Origin of the sequence: Candidatus Thioglobus autotrophicus (genome assembly GCF_001293165.1) — a bacterium.
Lineage (GTDB): Bacteria > Pseudomonadota > Gammaproteobacteria > PS1 > Pseudothioglobaceae > Thioglobus_A > Thioglobus_A autotrophicus.
Genome location: NZ_CP010552.1, coordinates 696,700 through 714,424, shown reverse-complemented (window position 1 = coordinate 714,424; position 17,725 = coordinate 696,700). Strand labels below are relative to the sequence as shown.

The 17,725-nt window shown below is 40.4% G+C and carries 21 protein-coding genes; 14 read left to right on the top strand and 7 right to left on the bottom strand.

The annotated features are described in order from the left end of the window. Window positions 1-36: 36 nt before the first annotated feature. Both SP60_RS03855 and SP60_RS03850 read right to left on the bottom strand, forming a co-directional pair. Entirely contained in the window at window positions 37-2,268 is a 2,232-nt protein-coding gene (locus SP60_RS03855; protein ID WP_053951371.1) for a protein-disulfide reductase DsbD, read from the bottom strand. 166 nt (window positions 2,269-2,434) lie between these two features. Continuing rightward, a complete protein-coding gene (locus SP60_RS03850) occupies window positions 2,435-3,076 on the bottom strand; it encodes an adenylate kinase (protein ID WP_053951370.1) in 642 nt (213 codons plus the stop codon). A 356-nt stretch (window positions 3,077-3,432) separates the two neighbouring features. Between SP60_RS03850 and SP60_RS03845 the strand changes: the two genes are divergently transcribed. Genes SP60_RS03845 through SP60_RS08245 form a run of 3 tightly spaced genes read left to right on the top strand, consistent with a single transcriptional unit; the run spans window position 3,433 to window position 4,660 of the window. Continuing rightward, window positions 3,433-3,990: a hypothetical protein gene (locus SP60_RS03845; protein ID WP_053951369.1), complete on the top strand. Its 558-nt coding sequence runs from the start codon at window positions 3,433-3,435 to the stop codon at window positions 3,988-3,990. After that, window positions 3,991-4,455 carry a hypothetical protein gene (locus SP60_RS03840; protein WP_053951368.1) on the top strand — a complete coding sequence of 155 codons (465 nt, stop codon included), beginning with the start codon at window positions 3,991-3,993 and terminating at the stop codon, window positions 4,453-4,455. Window positions 4,456-4,474: 19 nt separating this feature from the next. Then, entirely contained in the window at window positions 4,475-4,660 is a 186-nt protein-coding gene (locus tag SP60_RS08245; RefSeq protein WP_082319637.1) for a YgaP family membrane protein, read from the top strand. A gap of 281 nt (window positions 4,661-4,941) precedes the next feature. Here the strand turns inward: SP60_RS08245 and grpE are convergent, their stop codons facing one another. Next, a complete protein-coding gene (grpE, locus tag SP60_RS03830) occupies window positions 4,942-5,487 on the bottom strand; it encodes a nucleotide exchange factor GrpE (protein ID WP_053951366.1) in 546 nt (181 codons plus the stop codon). Window positions 5,488-5,575: 88 nt separating this feature from the next. Between grpE and SP60_RS03825 the strand changes: the two genes are divergently transcribed. Continuing rightward, window positions 5,576-6,397, top strand: a complete 822-nt coding sequence (locus SP60_RS03825) for an NAD(+) kinase (RefSeq protein ID WP_053951365.1) — start codon at window positions 5,576-5,578, stop codon at window positions 6,395-6,397. A 13-nt stretch (window positions 6,398-6,410) separates the two neighbouring features. Continuing rightward, entirely contained in the window at window positions 6,411-8,075 is a 1,665-nt protein-coding gene (recN, locus tag SP60_RS03820; protein WP_053951364.1) for a DNA repair protein RecN, read from the top strand. Window positions 8,076-8,125: 50 nt separating this feature from the next. On the opposite strand, the gene SP60_RS03815 is transcribed toward recN, so the two are convergent. Continuing rightward, window positions 8,126-9,412: an NAD(P)/FAD-dependent oxidoreductase gene (locus tag SP60_RS03815; protein WP_053951363.1), complete on the bottom strand. Its 1,287-nt coding sequence runs from the start codon at window positions 9,410-9,412 to the stop codon at window positions 8,126-8,128. A 244-nt stretch (window positions 9,413-9,656) separates the two neighbouring features. Here SP60_RS03815 and SP60_RS03810 point away from each other — a divergent pair, with 244 nt between their 5' ends. From SP60_RS03810 to SP60_RS03770, 9 genes are read left to right on the top strand one after another with little or no spacing between them, the layout of a single operon-like run. Continuing rightward, a complete protein-coding gene (locus tag SP60_RS03810) occupies window positions 9,657-9,920 on the top strand; it encodes an ATP synthase subunit I (RefSeq protein ID WP_053951362.1) in 264 nt (87 codons plus the stop codon). Further along, entirely contained in the window at window positions 9,902-10,765 is an 864-nt protein-coding gene (gene atpB / locus SP60_RS03805; RefSeq protein WP_053951361.1) for a F0F1 ATP synthase subunit A, read from the top strand. The genes SP60_RS03810 and atpB overlap by 19 nt, the downstream gene beginning before the upstream one ends. Before the next feature lie 38 nt (window positions 10,766-10,803). Beyond that, complete coding sequence (atpE, locus tag SP60_RS03800) at window positions 10,804-11,040, top strand: F0F1 ATP synthase subunit C (RefSeq protein WP_199401940.1); 237 nt, start codon at window positions 10,804-10,806, stop codon at window positions 11,038-11,040. Between the two features lie 37 nt (window positions 11,041-11,077). After that, window positions 11,078-11,548: a F0F1 ATP synthase subunit B gene (locus SP60_RS03795; protein WP_053951360.1), complete on the top strand. Its 471-nt coding sequence runs from the start codon at window positions 11,078-11,080 to the stop codon at window positions 11,546-11,548. Window positions 11,549-11,557: 9 nt separating this feature from the next. Then, entirely contained in the window at window positions 11,558-12,106 is a 549-nt protein-coding gene (locus tag SP60_RS03790; RefSeq protein ID WP_053951359.1) for a F0F1 ATP synthase subunit delta, read from the top strand. 27 nt (window positions 12,107-12,133) lie between these two features. After that, on the top strand, window positions 12,134-13,675 hold the full coding sequence (gene atpA / locus SP60_RS03785) for a F0F1 ATP synthase subunit alpha (RefSeq protein ID WP_053951358.1): 1,542 nt from the start codon (window positions 12,134-12,136) through the stop codon (window positions 13,673-13,675). Between the two features lie 9 nt (window positions 13,676-13,684). Next, window positions 13,685-14,548, top strand: a complete 864-nt coding sequence (gene atpG / locus SP60_RS03780) for a F0F1 ATP synthase subunit gamma (RefSeq protein WP_053951357.1) — start codon at window positions 13,685-13,687, stop codon at window positions 14,546-14,548. A gap of 37 nt (window positions 14,549-14,585) precedes the next feature. Beyond that, window positions 14,586-15,965 (top strand): F0F1 ATP synthase subunit beta, encoded by a 1,380-nt coding sequence (gene atpD / locus SP60_RS03775; RefSeq protein WP_053951356.1) that lies wholly within the window; start codon window positions 14,586-14,588, stop codon window positions 15,963-15,965. Next, on the top strand, window positions 15,966-16,382 hold the full coding sequence (locus SP60_RS03770) for a F0F1 ATP synthase subunit epsilon (protein WP_053951355.1): 417 nt from the start codon (window positions 15,966-15,968) through the stop codon (window positions 16,380-16,382). It begins immediately after the preceding gene. Here the strand turns inward: SP60_RS03770 and SP60_RS03765 are convergent. Genes SP60_RS03765 through ampD form a run of 3 tightly spaced genes read right to left on the bottom strand, consistent with a single transcriptional unit; the run spans window position 16,379 to window position 17,723 of the window. Then, window positions 16,379-16,678: an MGMT family protein gene (locus SP60_RS03765; RefSeq protein WP_053951354.1), complete on the bottom strand. Its 300-nt coding sequence runs from the start codon at window positions 16,676-16,678 to the stop codon at window positions 16,379-16,381. The genes SP60_RS03770 and SP60_RS03765 overlap by 4 nt on opposite strands. Continuing rightward, a complete protein-coding gene (gene kdsC, locus SP60_RS03760; RefSeq protein ID WP_053951353.1) occupies window positions 16,675-17,208 on the bottom strand; it encodes a 3-deoxy-manno-octulosonate-8-phosphatase KdsC in 534 nt (177 codons plus the stop codon). The genes SP60_RS03765 and kdsC overlap by 4 nt, the downstream gene beginning before the upstream one ends. Further along, complete coding sequence (ampD, locus tag SP60_RS03755) at window positions 17,205-17,723, bottom strand: 1,6-anhydro-N-acetylmuramyl-L-alanine amidase AmpD (protein WP_053951352.1); 519 nt, start codon at window positions 17,721-17,723, stop codon at window positions 17,205-17,207. Before ampD ends, kdsC begins: the two co-directional genes overlap by 4 nt. Between the last annotated feature and the right edge of the window lie 2 nt (window positions 17,724-17,725).

The window sequence follows — 17,725 nt, the reverse complement described above, 5'->3', positions numbered from 1 at the left end:
TAGTTAGCTTTGGACGACTTTTAGCGACTAAGTTTTTTACTTGACCTTGTTTAAGTGCTCCAAAAACCCTTGAGCGTTGATTTCACCAACAATGCGTTGAGAGCGGTTCTCAACACCGGCTTTAAAAAACAAAATTCCCGGCGGGCCAATAATATTAAATTTGGCCATTAGAGCTTTATCAAGAGCATCATTTTTTGTGACATCAGCTTGCACTGAAATAACATTTTTCATGTTGCTTACAACCTCGCTATTGCTAAACACAAAGCGCTCTAACTCTTTACAAGAAATACACCAGTCTGCATAAAAATCTAGCATAACAATTTGATTATTTTTTTGAGATCTGGCTAAAACTCGATCAAGATCCTCAATGCTTTTGATTTTTTCAAACGAGATGTGTACCTGCTCTACTTGGGTATTAGATCCGCCCCAGCCTGCTAGTGGCGCTAGCATGTCGCCACCACCGCGCGCCACCAAGCCCCACAGTAAAATACCGTAGAACATAATCAATAAGCCAATCGCCTTAAAGATGCGTCCCCAGGCACTTGGTGTATCAGTGAGCTTATTAAGTACGCCCATGGCAATAGGAGAAATACTGAAGATTGCAGCCCATAATGCTAGTGAGGCAATGGACGGGATAATACGCTCAATCAGCCAAATAGCAACGGCCAACATGAGAATACCAAAGATGTATTTAACCTTATCCATCCAGCCACCTGCTCGAGGTAGTTTTGATACGCCCGCACCAATTAAGATCAGTGGTGCACCCATACCTAAACTCATGACAAATAGCGATAATCCACCCAACAAAGCATCACCAGTTTGACCGATATAAATCAGTGCGCCCGCCAAAGGAGGTGCGACACAAGGGCCAACGATAAGCGCTGATAAAAAGCCCATCACCGCCACACCGATCAGATGTCCGCCTTCTTGTTTGTTGCTCATATTGGCAATTTTGGCTTGTAGACTGGCCGGCAGTTGAATTTCATAATAGCCAAACATTGAAAAGGCCAGAGCAACAAATACCAAGCTAAAGACTACCAATATCCAAGGCGTTTGGAATAACACTTGCAGATTTTCGCCAAAATATCCAGCCAGAACGCCGGCAATGGAATAAGTAACACTCATGGCTAAGACAAACACGATCGACATAATTAGCGCTTTTCGAGTGGTGATTTCACCTTTTTGGCCAACAATAATGCCTGATAAAATTGGAATCATCGGGAATACACAAGGCGTTAATGACAACAACAAGCCAAAGCCAAAGAAACTTACTAATACCCAGAAAATATTGTCTTGTTGCAATAAGGCGGCAATCTGGTCAGTTTCATTCAGTGCATCTGACGAGTTGGCTGCTGCAGGCGTTGAGTTAGATGGCTGTTGATTGGTATTAGTTGTTAGCGTTTCATTTTGAATAGGCAGTGTTAGACCTGTTATTTTTTCTTGTGGCGGGTAACAAATTCCACCTGTCCAGCAGCCTTGGTAGCGAGCTGTAAAGCTAATATTTTGAGTTTGAATGTTTTTAAGCGGCAGGATAATCTCTAACTTACCTTTGTGAATTTGCACTTTGCCAAATAAAGGATCGTCTTTGATTTTTCCCTCGGGAAAATTAATCGTATCAAACTCTGCTCCTTGAACATCGACAAAGAATTTGTCATGATATAGGTAGTACTCAGGATGAATATCCCACGAGGCAATAAGTGTATTGGCATCAAGAGCGCTAACGCTAAAGGCAAAGGCCTGATCAGCAGGCAAAGGCTCATCAGAAATTGGCTTGATTTTATCAACCACAGACTGTGCGCTCTGCTTAGCCTGAGAGAATATATCAAAGGCATTATCCGCCAAAGAAGGCTTTTTCAAAGCGCTAATATCTAGTGCAACTGTTTTGGTAATGGGTGGATAACAAACCCCTAAATCCGCACAGCCTTGAAAAGTTACATTGAGTAATAAAGAGTCAGAATCTCCTTCTAATACAGGAATTTTTACCTTGACAGATTTTCTATAAATCCCTACTTTTCCAAAAAACTCATCGTTTTTAATTTTGGCTGGCGGGAATTTGGCAACGCCTAGTTGTGCAGAAGAATCGCTTGATATCTTGACTTTTTCTTTATAAAGATAATAACCTTTGGCAACATTCCAGTCTAGCACAATCTCATCATTAACCACGCTAGCCTTAAAGGCGAATGCCTTGTCAGCTGGCAATAACTCTTCTTGCGCTTGAGCGAAAGTAGAAAGTAACAACAAAAATAATGGCAATAAAAAACGCTTCATGAATTTCTCCTCAGGATATCTAGGTGAATTATAAGTCATATAGTGAATTAAGACAAACCCCTTTGGCACGATTCAGTAATTTTAGGCAAAAAAAAACCCTAGATGTGAATCACATCTAGGGTTTTTAGAGCTAATTAATCTATTTAAAACACAAACAGATTAGTAGTTATTGGCCAATTTTTGCCTGAATAGCATCAATAACCGCATCAGATGAAGTCGCATCAACACTCAACAACAGGCCTTCATTTTTGTAAAAACCTACTAAAGGCGCAGTTTGGTCGTTATATACGTTCAAACGATTGCTGATTGCTTCTTCTGTTTCATCTTCACGCTGCACTGCCGCACCGCCACACTTATCACAAATACCTTCAACTTTAGTCGGATTAGACTTGGTATTGTAAATTGCGCCACAACTTTCACAAGTACGACGCGTTGTTAAACGATCAAGGATTACATCACGAGGTACGTCAATTTCAACAGCTGCATCTAATTTTTCACCCATTTTTTCAAGTAAAGTTTTCAAAGCCTCTGCTTGTGGAATAGTGCGTGGAAAGCCGTCTAATAAGTAGCCAGACTTACAATCGTCTTCTTGTAAGCGCTCTTCCATAATGCCCATAATTAAATCATCAGATACCAAGTCACCAGCGTTCATTGCCGCTTGCGCTTGCTTGCCTAGTTCTGTACCTGCTGCTACTGCACCACGTAAAATGTCGCCTGTAGAGATTTGAACTGAACCGTCAATTTTAGTTAGTAATTTTGCAACAGTACCTTTGCCGGCACCTGGAGCACCTAAAAGAATTAATTTCATAATGTTTCCTTGGGAATGGTTAATAAAAAATTTAGCCCCATATTTTTTAAATGTTTTGAGGTCAAAATTGAGCGAAAATTATATCATAAACTTGCGAATAGTAAAATAGCGTTTATTTTTAACCTTTAAAAGACCCATTTGCAAAATTTCCGAAATTTTCGATTTATGGTGTTAAAGCGCCTTATTTTAAAGTTAAATTGATTTTATTTGTACTGTAAATAAGGTTTTTTAGCGATTTTAGCCAAGTGAATTTGATATTTTTCAAAATTATTTGTTTCTAAATAACCCTTGCTTTTGAATCATTAATTAATTAATGTGGAGTACAATTGAAACTAGTCGATAAAAAAGGATTAATTATGAAGAATACTATTAAAAATATGTTTGCATTATTATTTTTAGCTATGTTACTCTCTGGGTGTCAAACAATACCACCACTAGATTTTAATGTTCAGGATGTGGGTATGGTGGATCATAGAAAAAATGCAGAACTAAAATCTTTGACAGTTGGATTCGCCCCACAAGCTCAGCAAAAAACCATGGAAACAAACTCTACATTACCACCAATTTGGAAAAGTGGATTAACCGATGCATTAAACAGATCCCTAGTGTTTCAGGATGATCAATCGATAAAAGTTAATCTGTCAGTGCGTATTGTTGAAGTTGACGCCCCAGATGCTGGTTTTGACATGGAGACAAAGGTTGGTGCAATTTATGAAGTAATAGATAGGGGTAATGGGGCTATGTTGTATTCTGAATTAATTGAAAGCAAAGGTGTTGTACCAATGGATTATGCATTTATGGGTATTGTGAGAGCGAGAGAATCAGTAAACCGCGCAATTAGAAACAATATAGCTGATTTTATTCATAGTTTAGATCAAGCTGATTTAGCAAAGCCTGTATTTGCAGGAAAATAGATGAAAGTTATTTTAAAATTATTTGTTACCACAATAACCCTGTTATATTTATCAGCATGCGCAACTATAGATGGTCAGGGAAAATATAGAGTCGAGACAATTGGAAATGCAAAGCGCTCAGTTGGAGCGGTGGTAATATCTCACCAGATGGTGGTTGTTCAGGCTGATATATCTGGAAAAGGTTCACTTATTGGTGGCACTACTGGAGGATTGATCGCAGATAACAATAGTGATAATGCTGGCGTGGTGTTTGCTGGAATAATTGCAGGTGCAATTGTTGGGGAGATGGTAGAACAAGATTCAAATACTCATGAAGCAACGGAATATGTAATCCAGACTGAAACCGATATGCTATTAACTGTTGTGCAGATTAATAGAAACAATCCTATATTTAAGACAGATGAAAGGGTGATTTTAATACATGGATACCCAAGCAGATTAATAAAAGATACTAGAAAATTTTAACTACAACAGAGGGTTATTGATGGAATGCAATATTGGAAAAATAGATAAAACTTTTAGAATTGTGCTTGGTGTATTCTTAATTCTAGCTGGCTTACGATTAAACACATGGCTAGGGGCAATTGGCGTTATTCCAATTGTGACAGCATTATTTTGTAAATGCCCCTTGTATTCTGTTTTTGGAATATCGACTTGTAAAGATAAGTAAAAAAGCAGCATTATAATTTTTTGTCGAAGCTTGACAAGCTGACCAGGCTTTTTTATTGTTCTTTATAAAATTTACTAATAAATACTTATCGAGATGAATGGTGGCACTCTCGGTGTTTGAGTGTAGCGAGTTTAGAAAATACAACGAATGAGATTTAGTGTGAATTGGTAGATTTATGGAGAGGTGTTACCTTTTTGATACTCTTCTAAACAAGTAGAAAAGTATCAAAACGAAAATCGAAGATTTTTGAAAGATATTTAAAAAGGAATTAAATCCAGATTTTACTGAACCACCACCACCATAGCTGGACGCACTAAACGACCGTTTAAAGTGAAGCCATGTTGTACCACTTCTAGTACTGAGTTAGACTCTTTATCCGGCATTGGGATCATGGTCACGGCTTCGTGGAATTCTGGATTGAATGCTTCGCCCGTAGGGTTGAGCAATTCAACGCCGAATTTTTCAAGCGTTGATAAAAAGACTTTGTCTGTCATTTCTAAGCCTTCGGTGATACTATCTACCGAAGCGTTGTCATCTTGAGCGGTTTTTAGCCCCATAGTTAGGGAATCTTTAACCTCGAGCAGTGCTTTGACAAAACCATCGAGAGCGAATTTGTGAGCGTTTTCAAGATCTTTAGCATTGCGACGCTTAAGGTTTTCCATTTCCGCTTGAGCGCGAAGTACCTTGTCCCAGTTGTCTTTAGCAGACTGCTGTGCAGTTTCTAGCTGGGTTGCTAGATCATCCTCTGGCGCTTCTTGCTCGGTTGCCTCAATGTTTTCATCGTCGATTTTTTCAACACTTTCGTCTTGGTCTTGCTTTTTTGTCATTTTGTTGTCCAATTAATGTATATTTGTAGCTAATTATTAGTCGATTATATAGTGGCTATTTTAAAGAATTCAATAGCAAAATATAACAATGTTTAATACAATCGGCATTATCACTAAACCCAATGACTCTGTTAGCGACGGTATCGCTGAAGAGTTGAGCGCATTTCTACAAAATAAAGGTGTAGGCGTTGTGCTTGGCAATGAACTAATTGCGGAGCAGGCAGATTTGATTATTGTGGTGGGCGGCGACGGTACTTTGCTTAATACAGCGCGTACTTTTGTGGATAACAATATTCCTATTTTAGGGGTTAACTTAGGCCGTCTTGGATTTTTGGCAGATGTGTCAGTTGGTAAGATGCTTGACATTGTTGCGCAGGTTTTACAAGGTGAATTTACCAAAGAGGATCGCTGCTTGTTATCTTGTCAGATAGAGCAAGACGGGCAAGTTATTCATCAGAGTGTGGCACTTAACGACGCCGTTGTCAATCGCCAAGACGCACTGAAAATGATAGAATTTGATGTCTATATTGATGATAAGTTTGTTAATAATCAACGTGCAGATGGGTTGATTATTACCACGCCAACAGGCTCTACGGCCTATGCTTTGTCGAGTGGTGGGCCGATTATGCACCCAGGCGTCAATGCAATTGGTTTAGTTTCTATTTGTCCACATACGATGAGTCATCGACCACTATTGGTGCCAGGTGGCAGTGAGGTGGTGGTTCGAGTTAAGGACGCAGGCGCAGGCGTGAGTGTGCATATCGATGGACAAGCATCGTTTCCAATTGAGCTAGGTCAAGAGGTTCGTGTGCGTCAGCATGGCAGTTTTGTGCACTTGCTACATCCGAAAGACTATGATTATTTCGAAATTATTCGTTCAAAACTACATTGGGGATCAAAGCTTTCATAGGCGTACATAGTTTATGTTGTCGCAGTTATCCGTTAAAAATTTAGCCGTTGTTGAACGACTTGATTTATCTTTTGAGCCAGGCATGAGCGCGGTTACGGGTGAAACGGGCGCGGGAAAATCCATTCTTTTACAAGCATTAGGCTTGGCCTTGGGTGCGCGCGCTGATTCTAATTTGGTACGCCACGGCAAAGATAAAGCTGATATTAGTGCAGCTTTTGCGCTAGAACACAATCAAACCGTGCAGGATTTTTTGACTGAGCACGCTTTAGAGGATGAAGGCGAATGCATTTTGCGCCGAGTCATTACCAGCGATGGCCGCTCGAAAGCTTTTATTAATGGCAATAGCGTACCCTTGTCTACCGTGCGTAATGTGGGCGACTTACTATTAGATATTCATGGTCAAAACGAGCACCAATTGTTGCTACGACCAGATCAGCAAATGCGTTTGTTAGATGGATTTGCACAGTTGGACGCTGATAAGCAAGCGCTGAATGAAGTGGTTATCGCGCATAAATTATTGAATGAAAAAGTCAATAATTTGCTGAATAATCAAGATATTATTGAGCAGCAACAAGCACTATACTCGCATCAGCTGGAAGAGCTAAATGAAGCAATGTTGGATCAAGACGAGCTTAACACCATTGAGGCTAACTTTAAAACCAGTGCTAATGCACAAACGATCACTGAAAAAACATCCAGTGTTCTGAATCAGCTAGAAAGTGAGGTGGGCGCCAATGCGCAGCTTTTAACACTCAGCTCACAACTATCCGAAGCGCTGGAAATGGACGATAGGCTTCAGGTTGGATTTGAATTGTTGAGCTCTGCACAAGTGCAAACTCAAGAGGTTGTGTATGAGCTAACGCAATATTTGAGCCAATTATCAACCGATGAGCAAAGCGCCCAAGAAATGGAAGATCGAATTTCTGAGTTGTACGCTTTGGGAAGAAAGCATAATTGTACTATTGAGGAATTGCTAGAAGTGCGTGATCAGCTAACTCTAAAACTAGAAGAGATTGGTGGTGGTGCAAGTTCTATTGATGAAATGACCAAGCAGCTCGATGCACTGGCTAAAAAATATCAAGGTAAGGCCAATAAGTTGTCTAAGGCTCGACAAGTAAAAGCAGGTGAATTGTCTCAACGAGTTAGTGAGGCGATGCAGGTGCTAGGTATGCCAGGCAGTGAGTTTAAAGTGGGGTTGAATGAGAAATCTGACGGAGTGCATTTGAATGGCCACGAAGCCGTTGAGTTTTTGGTAAAAACCAATATGGGCCAAGATTTTAAGGCGCTTAAAAAGGTGGCTTCGGGTGGTGAATTGTCACGTATATCATTGGCTATTTCAGTGGTGAGTAGCGATAGCGAATACACCCCAACTTTAATTTTTGATGAGGTTGATGTGGGTATTAGTGGTGCAGTGGCTGAGGTTGTAGGTAGAAAACTACAGGAACTTGCTAAGCATTATCAGATTATTTGTATTACTCATTTAGCGCAAGTGGCAGCTTTTGGACATCAACATTTACGAGTGAGCAAGTCTCAAAATGAAGAGGGTGCACAAACTACGGTTGAGCAACTTGATCATCAACAAAGGACCGAGGAGGTAGCGCGTATTTTAGGTGGCGCTACTATTACTGATAAGGCCAGGGTAGCGGCGGCTGAAATGATTGCTAGTAGTCAAGCTTGACAAAAATTAACCAATAAAAAAGCCGCGAAAGCGGCTTTTTTATTAAACGTTTATTTCTTTTTGAGGCGCTCAATGCCTAACATTTTAAAGATGTATTTTTGATAGGCTGGCTCTGAGTTTCCAGTTTTCATATTACGAATAAAGAATTTCTCAAAGGCGATTTTGGCCAAATGCATCATTTTACCTTTCTTTGCCCAGGTGACATTTCTGGGTGGAATTTGTGGCATGGCAACAAAGGCGGCGCCAGTATCACCCATGTCGGCAATACAAACTGCATTCCAAGTTGGAATGTGTGAGGGTGCATTGCCCGCAATCATGTCTTCAATGTTGTGCACAATAGCAGTCACCATGGATTCAATCATATAGCCTGTTTTTGGCGTACCACACATGACTGGCGTAGCTTCTACAGGTGGAATAGCAACATTCACACCGAGTGAAAATATATTATCTTTAACAGGAGATTGTTGATGGCTATTAATCATGACAAACCCGCGTGGATTAACGTATCCTGCGTCAACTTCTGCAAGTTTTGCGACTGCATCTACGCCTTTAAATGCTGGTAACAGCATGGTGTGTTTGGTGGCTACTTCATGGGTTTTAATGGTTTTGCCGGCATCATCTACCTCGTCAACAGTGACCGTGTCAGCACTTACAGAGGCAACTTTTGCATTGGTAATCCATTTAATATGACGTTGTCTGAATTCTGACTCTAGTAAGCCTTTAGAGTCGCCAACACCACCAAGGCCCAAGTGGCCAATATATGGCTCAGCAGTCACAAACGTCATAGGACATTTATCACGAATACCACGTTTTTTCAAATCTGTATCCATGATGGTTGCAAATTCATAAGCCGGGCCAAAGCATGAGGCGCCTTGTACTGCGCCAACCACAATTGGGCCGCCACCATTATTACAAAAAGTCTCCCATTCACTAGAAGCAACTTTTGCATGTGCTGTTGTACAGATAGATACGCTGTGTCCATCAGGACCAAGACCTTCTACTTCATCAAAAGCCAGCTTAGGGCCAGTAGCTAAGACTAAATAATCATAATCAACAACTTGATCGCCAACCATGACTTGATTATCGTTCGGCTTGATTTTGGTTGCTTCACCAACGATTAGATTAATATCTTTACGTTTAAGGCGTGGCTCTAATTCGAAACTAATATCCTCTTCACTTCTCCAGCCAACTGCAAGCCAAGGGTTAGAAGGGATAAAGTTAAAGTTTGGGTTATTAGAGATAACAGTCACTTGGTGACCGCTTCCTAATGTTTTTTTGATATCGTAAGCAAAGGGCAATCCACCCGTGCTCGCGCCAATCACAACAATGTGCGCCATATAATTCTCCTCAACAAGATTTCGCGTAAAGGGTTCATTATTCGCGGGTCGTCAGCCAATGTCAAATGCATTAGAAAACCCTGATATTAATAGTCAATTCGAACCTAATTAAAAATAATCCCTTGTAAAAATATTCATAATATAAAAATATTCATAATATAAAAATATTCATAATATAAAAATATTCATAATATAAAAATATATTTCACGATGGTGTATCGGTTTATGTATAATCACCAAACCTATGGAAATTGTTGTTGGGGGCTTGATTGCTCTTATGAACCAAGGCTTGTTGTATTGGCGTATGCAGCAACTTAAGCGCAAAAATATTATGGATCCTAAGCAGGTTGTTAACTTGGCTAGGATTTCCTTAATAGAGCGACTTATGTTGGTCGGTATTTTGCTGGTATTTGCCATGCAACGATTAGATCCATTGAGTGTTATATTGAGTTTTTTTATTATTAATTTGAGTCTTGCTTTTTACAAACAATGTCAGTTGAAACCATAACATCATCAGAATATATTAAGCATCATCTACAGAACCTAACTTATGGTCAGGTAGATGGTCATTGGGGCTTTGCCCATACAGCAGCAGAAGCGCAAGCAATGGGCTTTTGGTCGATCAATGTTGATTCAATGTTCTGGTCATTAGTAACTGGACTAGTATTTTATTTTGTATTTCGTTCTGCCGTAAAAAAACCAGCAACAGGCGTACCTTCAGGCTTTCAAAACTTCATTGAAATGATGATTGAGTTTATTGACTTCAGTGTTCGTGACTCTTTTAAGCACAAGAATAAATTAGTAGCACCCATGGCGTTGACGATTTTTTCTTGGATTTTCCTGATGAACTTTATGGATCTTATCGCAGTTGATTGGTTACCACAACTTGCTGCTATTTCAGTTGGTGCAATGGGCGGCGATCCGCATGCTGCATTCTTTAAAGTAGTACCATCAACAGATCCAAACATTACATTCGGCATGGCGCTGTCTATTTTTATACTAATTTTGTATTACAGTGTTAAACATAAAGGCATAGGTGGATTTTTGTCAGAGTTATTGTTCCACCCATTTGGTAAATGGCTATTGCCGGCTAACTTATTGTTAGAAGGTGTTGCACTTATCTCTAAGCCCATCTCGTTAGCCCTACGTTTATTTGGTAATATGTATGCTGGCGAGATTATCTTTATTCTAATTGCTATTATGTATAGCGTCGGTATTGGCTTTGGTGTGTTTGGCGGGTTACTACAAGTAGGCTGGGCATTGTTCCACATCTTGATTATCACGTTACAGGCCTTTATTTTCATGACACTAACCATTGTGTACATGGATATGGCTCATGACAATGAGCACTAATTTTTAATTTTTTTATATAATTTCACAGGAGAAATGATATGGTAATGGAAAGCGCAATTTTATATGTTGCAGGAAGCATCATGATGGGTATGGGTGCATTAGGTGCAGCGATTGGTATTGGTCTATTAGGTGCTAAAGTACTAGAAGGTGCAGCACGTCAGCCAGAGCTTATCCCAATGTTAAGAACTCAGTTCTTTATTTTCATGGGTCTTGTAGATGCGGTACCAATGATTGCTGTTGGTTTAGGTCTATACGTACTATTTGCTGTTGCATAAGTTTTTAACGTTTTAATCTAAGTACAAGGTAAGTCTTATGAACATAAATGCTACATTAATTGGTCAATCAATTGCATTTTTCATTTTTGTCTATATGGTCAAGCAGTATGTGTGGCCACCGCTTATTGCGGCCATGGAAGAGCGTCAAAAGCGTATCGAAGGTGGTTTGCTAGCAGCGGAACGTGGATTGTCTGAGCAAGCGGAAGCCGAGCAAAGAGCACAAGAATTAATTAGCCAGTCTAAAGACCAGGCTTCTGAAATTATTGCTAATGCCTCAAAGCAAGCTTCTAATATGGTTGAAGAGGCCAAAGATGTTGCTTTGCAAGCGGCCGAGAAGGTTAAGTCGCAAGCAGCAGCAGAGCTTGAGCAAGATAAAGTGCGTGTTCGCAATGAATTGCAAGATCAGGTATCTACTTTGGTTATGCAGGGTGTGAACGCTGTTTTATCTAAAGAGGTTGATGGCAAGACGCATAAAGCCATGTTAACTAAATTGTCACAAACCCTATAGTAATCAATTATGGAATTAGTTACAATCGCCAAGCCATACGCTAATGCAGTTTTTGAAATTGCACAGCAAGACAAGTCACATAATGACTGGAAAGCGGTATTAGAGGCAGCGGCATCTTTAGTTATTGATGAGCAATTGCAAGACTATCTTGAGTCTCCAAATGCGACTAAACAAGATAAAAGTAGCACTATTCAAAAGCTTGTTGCCAGCGTGGTTAACAGAAAGCTAGCCACTAAAGAAAATGAGTTTTTGTCATTAATTTTGGACAATGGCCGTACAGAAGCGTTACCAAGTATTTTGTCTTTATTTGAAGACCGCTCTAATGCATTTGATGAAGCGAAAGCTTTCCATGTGATTAGTGCTTATAAGTTAACAGCTGCTGAAGAAAAAAGTATTGTTGCCGATCTTAGTGAAAAGTACAATGCCGGTGTTAGTATTGAAACAACTATTGATGATTCGCTGATTGGCGGTCTGATTATTAAACTAGGAGACAAGGTGATCGACATGTCGATCAAAGCTCGAACTGATGAGCTCAACTTGCTTCTTACAACACATTAATTATAAATTTATATAAAAGGAAGAGTTATGCAATTAAACGCCAGTGAAATTAGTGATTTAATTAAAAAACAAATAGAAGGTTTTGACTTTGCAGCAGAAGCGCGCACTGAAGGCACAATTGTTAGTGTTAGTGACGGTATTGTTCGAATTCATGGACTGGCTGATGTTCAATTTGGTGAAATGCTTGAATTTCCGGGTAATACTTTCGGTATGGCGCTTAACCTTGAGCAAGATTCAGTGGGTGCAGTTGTACTAGGCGCTTACCTTCACTTATCTGAAGGTGATGTTGTTAAATGTACCAACAGATTGGTTGAAGTTCCAGTTGGTGAAGCGATGCTTGGTCGTGTGGTTAATCCATTAGGTCAGCCGATTGACGGTAAAGGCGCTATCGATACTAACAGCTCTCTTCCATTAGAGGTTATGGCACCAGGCGTTATTGAGCGTAAGTCAGTTGATCAGCCAATTCAAACAGGTGTTAAAGCGATTGACGCAATGGTTCCAGTTGGTCGTGGCCAGCGTGAACTTATTATTGGCGATCGTCAAACAGGTAAGACTGCTGTAGCAATTGATGCAATTATTAATCAAAAAGACACAGGCATTCGTTGTGTTTATGTTGCTATTGGTCAAAAGGATTCTTCAGTAGCAGCTGTTGTACGTAAACTAGAAGAGCATGGCGCATTAGAAAATACAATTATTGTTAATGCTGGCGCTGCTTCATCTCCAGCACTTCAGTACATTGCACCATATGCAGGTTGTTCAATGGCAGAGTACTTCCGTGATCGTGGCGAAGATGCACTAATCGTTTATGATGACTTAACAAAACAAGCCTGGGCTTACCGTGAAGTATCATTGCTTCTTAAGCGTCCACCAGGACGTGAAGCGTACCCGGGTGATGTATTCTACTTGCACTCTCGTTTATTAGAGCGTGCATCGCGTGTGAATGCTGAGTACGTTGAGCAAATGACAAATGGTGAAGTTAAAGGTAAAACAGGTTCACTAACAGCATTGCCAATTATTGAAACTCAAGGTGGCGACGTATCAGCGTTTGTACCAACGAATGTGATTTCAATTACAGATGGTCAGATTTTCTTAGAAACTGACTTGTTTAATGCCGGTATCAGGCCAGCGATTAATGCGGGTCTTTCAGTATCACGTGTTGGTGGTGCAGCGCAAACAAATATTATTAAGAAGTTAGGCGGTGGTATTCGTCTTGACTTGGCGCAGTACCGTGAATTGGCAGCTTTTGCTCAATTCGCCTCAGACCTTGATGCAGAAACAAAGGCGCAAATTGATCGTGGTCAACGTGTAACAGAGTTGATGAAGCAAGATCAATACCAGCCATTATCTGTAGCAGAATTAGCGACTTCATTGTTTGCTGCAAACTCTGGATCTTTAGACGATCTTGAGGCAAACAAAGTGGTTGACTTTGAAAGAGCCTTGCTAACATACATGGGTTCTAATCAATCAGCATTAATGGACAACATTAATGAGACGGGTGATTATAACGATGATATTGCTGGCCAATTACAAGCAGCAATTGATGATTTTAAGGCAAACCACACTTGGTAAATAAATAATATGGCAGCTGGAAAGGAAATTAGAACGCAGATCGCGAGTATTAAAAATACTCAGAAGATCACATCGGCCATGGAAATGGTGGCAGCGTCTAAAATGAAAAAGGCCCAAGATAGAATGATTGCGTCACGCCCTTATTCTGAAAAAATCACCAAGGTGATTGGTCATTTGGCGAACGCACACCCAGAGTTTGAGCATCCTTATATGAAAGAGGTTGGTGAGCTTAAGCGTATTGGTATCATTATCATCTCTAGCGATAGAGGCTTATGTGGTGGTCTAAATACTAATTTATTCAGAAGTCTATTAAAAGAAGTTGCTGATTATCAAGCGAAAGGTATCGAAGTTGATATTTGCACCATTGGTAAAAAAGCCACTTCATTTTTCAAGAATTCAGGCCTAAAAATTAATTCTGTCTTAACAGGCCTTGGTGATGCGCCACACTTTGACGACCTTTTAGGTACGGTTAAAGTGATGCTGGATGCCTATGATAATGATGAAATTCAACAATTGTCAGTTGCCTACAATAAATTTGAAAACACCATGACTCAGGTGCCGACAACGGCACAATTGATTCCAATGGTTGCTTCAGAAGCAGAAGGCATGAGTCATCGTTGGGATTATATTTACGAGCCTGATGCAGAAGAGGCGCTAAGCGCTTTGTTAGTTAGATACATTGAGGCAATCGTTTATCAGGGTTTGGTCGAAAATATTGCTTGTGAGCAGTCATCACGAATGATCGCCATGAAGAGTGCGACTGATAATGCTGGTGATATGGTTGATGAATTAGAATTGGTTTACAATAAGGCAAGGCAAGCGGCAATTACTCAAGAAATTTCTGAGATTGTTAGTGGTGCAGCCGCAGTATAGAATTAAACAAATAGAGTTTTAAAAAAGGAAAAGCAAAATGAGCAGCGGAAAAATTACACAAATTATTGGTGCGGTTATTGATGTCGAATTCCCGGCAGACAATATTCCAAATATTTATGATGCCTTGGTTGTTACCGAGACAGGCCTGACAATTGAAGTGCAGCAGCAATTAGGCGATAATACAATTCGTGGTATTGCGATGGGTGGCTCTGAAGGCTTAAAGCGTGGCATTGAGGTAACTAACACAGGCGCTCCTATTCAAGTTCCGGTGGGCACTAAGACACTAGGCCGCATCATGAATGTATTAGGCCAGCCTATTGATAATGCAGGTGATATTGGTGAGGAAGCTAATTGGGCTATTCACCGTCCAGCACCCGCTTATGATGAGCTTGCTCCTGCTGCAGAATTATTAGAAACAGGTATTAAGGTAATTGACTTAGTTTGTCCATTCGCTAAGGGTGGTAAAGTTGGTTTATTTGGTGGTGCGGGTGTTGGTAAGACCGTTAACATGATGGAGCTTATTCGTAACATTGCGATTGAGCACTCAGGCTACTCTGTATTTGCCGGTGTGGGTGAGCGTACTCGTGAGGGTAACGATTTCTACCACGAGATGAAAGAATCAAACGTTTTGGATAAAGTATCTCTAGTGTATGGCCAAATGAATGAGCCACCGGGAAATAGATTACGTGTTGCTCTAACAGGTCTAACAATGGCCGAGTATTTCCGTGATGAAGGTCGTGATGTCTTGTTATTTATTGACAACATTTACCGTTACACGCTTGCGGGTACAGAAGTATCAGCATTATTAGGTCGTATGCCATCAGCGGTAGGTTACCAGCCAACATTGGCTTCAGAAATGGGCGCATTACAAGAGCGTATTACTTCTACTAAGAAGGGTTCAATTACTTCAATTCAAGCGGTATATGTACCTGCGGATGACTTAACTGACCCATCACCTGCAACAACCTTTGCTCACTTAGATGCAACTGTTGTATTATCACGTCAAGTAGCTGAACTAGGTATTTACCCTGCGGTAGATCCACTAGATTCAACTTCTCGTCAGCTTGATCCGTTAATTGTTGGTCAAGAGCATTATGATATTGCGCGTGGCGTTCAAGGTGTTTTACAGCGCTATAAAGAATTAAAAGACATTATTGCAATTTTGGGTATGGATGAGCTATCTGAAGAAGACAAACAAGCGGTATCCCGTGCTCGTAAAGTACAGCGTTTCTTATCTCAACCATTCTTTGTGGCAGAAGTGTTTACGGGTTCTCCAGGTAAGTATGTATCACTTAAAGACACTATTTCTGGCTTCCAGGCAATTCTTAATGGTGAGTTAGATGATATTCCTGAGCAGGCATTTTATATGACGGGCTCCATTGAAGAAGTTCGCGCGCGAGCTGCGGAGAGTGCGTAAATGTCAATGATCCAGGTTGATATCGTCAGCGCCACTGAATCCCTGTATTCAGGTGAAGTTAAGTGTGTGTTTGCACCGGGTAGTAATGGTGAGCTAGGTATCTATCCTCAGCATTTACCACTATTATCAACGCTACGACCTGGTGAGGTGCGTGTTGAAACTGAAAGTGGCTTTGAGTCTATTTATGTATCTGGCGGTATTGTTGAAGTGCAGCCAACGGTCGTAACAATTTTCTCGGACACGGCTATTCGTGCACATGATTTAGATGAGTCAAAAGCGTTAGAAGCGAAGCAAAGAGCAGAGGAGGCAATGGAAAATGCTGATACTGATCAAGATATCTCTTCAACACAGGCTGCGTTAGCTGAATCAATGGCTCAACTACAAATGATTTCGAAGATGAGAGGTAAAAAGATTTAAAGACAGATATCTTTAAAGTTGACAATCTTGTTATTAACGACCTGAACGCCTTCTTCTTGAAGGCGTTTTTGTTTTAAGTTTGAGCCAAAAGCATAATCACCCAGTTCGCCATTAGACTTAACCACTCGATGGCAAGGTACCTCAGGCGCATTAGGATTTTTATTCATGGCTGTGCCCACTGCTCTATAGGCTTTAGGGTGTTTCATGAGTTTAGCTAAATTACCGTAGGTGGTAACAGACCCTGCAGGGACGTGGTGCTTAAGTGTATCGTAGCAGAGTTTTTGAAAAGCAGTCATACCAAGTAAGCACCCATAGCTGAATCGTAATTATCCTGTGCTTTTAAAATAAAGTCACAAGCTTCTCTAACAGCACCATGTCCGCCACGCTTTTGCGTGATTAGGCAGGCGTTATCTTTAACTAAGTCATGAGCATTAGCAACTGCAATTGGTAAGCCAATATTACGCATAACGGGTAGATCAATTACATCGTCACCTACGTAAGCCACTTGTTCAGCCTTAAGAGAAAGTTTTTTTAAGAGTTCGTTAAAGGCAATCAGCTTATCATTTTGACCTTGATAGAAGTGTTCAATACCTAGATTGTTCATGCGATGGGCCACATTTGGCGTGTCTCTTGCGCTGATTACAGCTGGCTCAACACCACTTTTCTTTAAGAGTTTGATGCCCAAACCATCTAGCGAATTAAAGCGTTTCAGCTCGATTCCTTCATCGGAAAAATACAGGCCACCATCGGTTAGCACGCCATCAACATCAAAAATGATTAGCTTAATTTTTTTTGCACGAAGATAGGCTTTGTTTAATAATTTCATTTTAATTTTCTCCAGTCAAATGCAGGGCCAGGGTCAGTTTTTCTGCCTGGCGCGATCTCACTATGACCTCGAATGTCTGTAATGGGATAGTGCGCTTTTAAAATTGATAATACTTGATTTAATGACTGATATTGTAGCGTTTCGTAAGGGCTATTATCTGTACCTTCTAACTCAATACCAATTGAATAGTTATTGCAGTCATCAATTTGGTTAAAACTCGAGCGCCCTGCATGCCAAGCACGCTGATCAAAATCTACAAATTGAATAATGCGACCATCACGTTTAATTAACAAGTGTGCAGAAACTTTAACCTCTTTTAGTGTTTCAAAATAGGGGTGTTGATCAGTTTGTAATTGGTTGGTAAAAAAGTCCTCAATATAGTTATTGTTAAACTCCCCCGGAGGTAGTGAAATATTGTGAATAACGACCAGAGTGATGTTCGTGCCATCTGGGCGTTGATTGAAATTATCAGAGGGTCTTTGTGTTGCAATATCTAGTTGATGGCCTGAAATCATAA

Bases quoted from the DNA above. Each gene is read 5' to 3' on its own strand.
- SP60_RS03765 (WP_053951354.1), bottom strand. From the start codon at position 16,678: ATGACTGCTTTTCAAAAACTCTGCTACGATACACTTAAGCACCACGTC.
- SP60_RS03825 (WP_053951365.1), top strand. From the start codon at position 5,576: ATGTTTAATACAATCGGCATTATCACTAAACCCAATGACTCTGTTAGC.
- ampD (WP_053951352.1), bottom strand. From the start codon at position 17,723: ATGATTTCAGGCCATCAACTAGATATTGCAACACAAAGACCCTCTGAT.
- SP60_RS03810 (WP_053951362.1), top strand. From the start codon at position 9,657: ATGGAAATTGTTGTTGGGGGCTTGATTGCTCTTATGAACCAAGGCTTG.
- SP60_RS03840 (WP_053951368.1), top strand. From the start codon at position 3,991: ATGAAAGTTATTTTAAAATTATTTGTTACCACAATAACCCTGTTATAT.
- kdsC (WP_053951353.1), bottom strand. From the start codon at position 17,208: ATGAAATTATTAAACAAAGCCTATCTTCGTGCAAAAAAAATTAAGCTA.
- atpG (WP_053951357.1), top strand. From the start codon at position 13,685: ATGGCAGCTGGAAAGGAAATTAGAACGCAGATCGCGAGTATTAAAAAT.
- SP60_RS08245 (WP_082319637.1), top strand. From the start codon at position 4,475: ATGGAATGCAATATTGGAAAAATAGATAAAACTTTTAGAATTGTGCTT.
- SP60_RS03770 (WP_053951355.1), top strand. From the start codon at position 15,966: ATGTCAATGATCCAGGTTGATATCGTCAGCGCCACTGAATCCCTGTAT.
- SP60_RS03850 (WP_053951370.1), bottom strand. From the start codon at position 3,076: ATGAAATTAATTCTTTTAGGTGCTCCAGGTGCCGGCAAAGGTACTGTT.
- atpB (WP_053951361.1), top strand. From the start codon at position 9,902: ATGTCAGTTGAAACCATAACATCATCAGAATATATTAAGCATCATCTA.
- SP60_RS03855 (WP_053951371.1), bottom strand. From the start codon at position 2,268: ATGAAGCGTTTTTTATTGCCATTATTTTTGTTGTTACTTTCTACTTTC.
- atpA (WP_053951358.1), top strand. From the start codon at position 12,134: ATGCAATTAAACGCCAGTGAAATTAGTGATTTAATTAAAAAACAAATA.
- SP60_RS03845 (WP_053951369.1), top strand. From the start codon at position 3,433: ATGAAGAATACTATTAAAAATATGTTTGCATTATTATTTTTAGCTATG.
- atpE (WP_199401940.1), top strand. From the start codon at position 10,804: ATGGTAATGGAAAGCGCAATTTTATATGTTGCAGGAAGCATCATGATG.
- SP60_RS03795 (WP_053951360.1), top strand. From the start codon at position 11,078: ATGAACATAAATGCTACATTAATTGGTCAATCAATTGCATTTTTCATT.
- recN (WP_053951364.1), top strand. From the start codon at position 6,411: ATGTTGTCGCAGTTATCCGTTAAAAATTTAGCCGTTGTTGAACGACTT.
- atpD (WP_053951356.1), top strand. From the start codon at position 14,586: ATGAGCAGCGGAAAAATTACACAAATTATTGGTGCGGTTATTGATGTC.
- grpE (WP_053951366.1), bottom strand. From the start codon at position 5,487: ATGACAAAAAAGCAAGACCAAGACGAAAGTGTTGAAAAAATCGACGAT.
- SP60_RS03790 (WP_053951359.1), top strand. From the start codon at position 11,558: ATGGAATTAGTTACAATCGCCAAGCCATACGCTAATGCAGTTTTTGAA.
- SP60_RS03815 (WP_053951363.1), bottom strand. From the start codon at position 9,412: ATGGCGCACATTGTTGTGATTGGCGCGAGCACGGGTGGATTGCCCTTT.